Annotated in this window: 2 protein-coding genes; both read right to left on the reverse strand. The window is 65.8% G+C overall.

What is annotated here, in order from left to right:
• Positions 1–344: 344 nt before the first annotated feature.
• A complete protein-coding gene (locus tag ACFWY6_RS39105) occupies positions 345–656 on the reverse strand; it encodes a hypothetical protein (protein WP_384700758.1) in 312 nt (103 codons plus the stop codon).
• Between the two features lie 263 nt (positions 657–919).
• Positions 920–1438, reverse strand: a complete 519-nt coding sequence (locus ACFWY6_RS39110; RefSeq protein ID WP_384700760.1) for a hypothetical protein — start codon at positions 1436–1438, stop codon at positions 920–922.
• Between the last annotated feature and the right edge of the window lie 508 nt (positions 1439–1946).

Genomic DNA, 1946 nt, shown 5'->3' on the forward strand with positions numbered 1-1946 from the left:
GTGTGGCGCGCTCGCCCCCGGGGGTGGCGCCCCCGGGGGCGGGGGGGGGGGGGGGTCCCCGTTGGTTTGGGTGGGCGGGGGGGGGGGGCCGCGGCCCCCCCCACATGCTCGTCTTCTCAGGCAGAGGACTCTGCTACCGCGGGCCCGCAGATCCACCAGTCGCGTGCGCAGCTGGGGCAGCTGCTCGAACTCGTCCCTCACGGACCAGATGCCATCCGGCGTGTAGTCCTGCGGGTATTTAAGCTTGTACTCGCTGAGCAGCTCGACCTTCGCATCGACGAGATCGAGCGCTGTGCTCAGATCGAGGACGTCGTCCAGCGTGAGCCCGGAATCGGCGGAGGCGGTCATGCTTCGGTCCTGGGCTCTGCCACCCAGTCGCCGCTCGAGGTCGGGGAAAGGTTCTGGATGTCCAGCCAGCGGTTCATCGCTTCATCCTGGTCGGCTACGCCGTCTGCTTCTTTGTGCAGGGCCAGAAGCGTGATCCACCCGGTGGGGACGAGGGCCGCGATCTCGAACTCGGCCGGGTCCAGACGCTGGACGACGCGGTAGAGACTTCCCTCAGGGGCCTGCCAGATCGTGGTCTCGCCGCGGTAGACGCCGGCGCGGCTGCTGTGGAACTTGACCGTTGGGTCCTTCATGCTCAGCGGTTTGCTCATGGTTGCTGCTCCGGGACGTCGAAGGTGCCGAAGACGAACTGCGTGGCCTCGTAGGGCTCACCGCGAGGCGTCACCCGGGACCGGCGTGAGCCGGTCCACGGTATGTCTCCCCGCAAAGCACTCGGCCCGGTTCGACGCCCGGATCAGCTGTGCTGATCCCCTCCCCTGTTGCGAAAATGCAGCACTGTAACAGCGTCAGAGATCAGAAAACCCCGCCGGCCAGGCTGCCGGCGGGATCTTCTGAGGTACGAGGTCGTGGTCTCTCACGCCGCATCAGTGTCGTCGGACTCACCCCGGCCAAACAGGAATCCGCGGACGTCACCCTTCTTCATCATGTCCTGCAGGTGCGCCAGGAACACCGCGCGCTGCGTGGCCCGGCGATCGGCTAAGGGGTCGTACTCGCGCAGTACCTTCAGGTTGACGACCCAGCCGTTCTCGCGAGAGATGACCTGGTCAAGCTGTGAGTCCGGCACGACATCCATGCCGGTGAAGTCGTGGTCGAACTCGGGTGCGATGTCGAGGTGTTGATTCGGCTCGTCGATGTAGAGCGTGTCGACGCCGATCTGCTGGCCGGCCTTGTCGAATGCCACGAGGAACACACGGTCTGCCCTGGTGGTGTTGTCGACGTGGACCGCTGCAACGTTCGTGTCACCGATGAAGCTCGTCTGCTCGAACCGCTCGTACACGCGGGCACGAGCGTCATGGCACCACATCATGCGCCGGGCTTCGTTGAAGCCTTTGAACTCACCAGAGTTGGACGCTTCTGGGTGGGGGCGGTTCATCGGTGCGCTCCTTCATATGCGAGATCCGGGAGGTTTGCGATGCCAGGGGGCGTATTGGGTACGACACATGCCTCGAAGTAGCGAGCCTGAATCGTTCTTCACTGCGGCGCGGCAGGAGCAGCTGCTGGGGGCTCGCCTCGCTCCTGCTGCGCGCCGCTCGGGGGAAGCAGATCTTCTCCGGGCGGTGGCCGAGCCCGGACCTGGTAATCCGCGGGCGGCCGGGATGCGCCGTCGGACGTCAGCGGGTGCTAACCGCTGAGTCCAGCTGAGCCCAGACGGATATGGCCGGCCTATGCAGGGCGCGTGGGCCGTGGGCAGACGTCATGCGGGGGAGCTGCGCCGGGTGGTTCATCACGTGCCTGGTGTTCATGAGGTTCGCCCCGTTGGTTTGGGGGGCCTTGGGGCCGGGATAGACCAGGGCAGCTCGCTGCCCCGGTCCTGTCGCGTATACACATAACCGAGCCCACGAGACCAAGCAGGATAGAGGATTCCGGCGTGCGGTTGGAGA

Origin of the sequence: Streptomyces sp. NPDC059037 (assembly GCF_042740015.1) — a bacterium.
Taxonomy (GTDB): Bacteria; Actinomycetota; Actinomycetes; order Streptomycetales; family Streptomycetaceae; genus Streptomyces.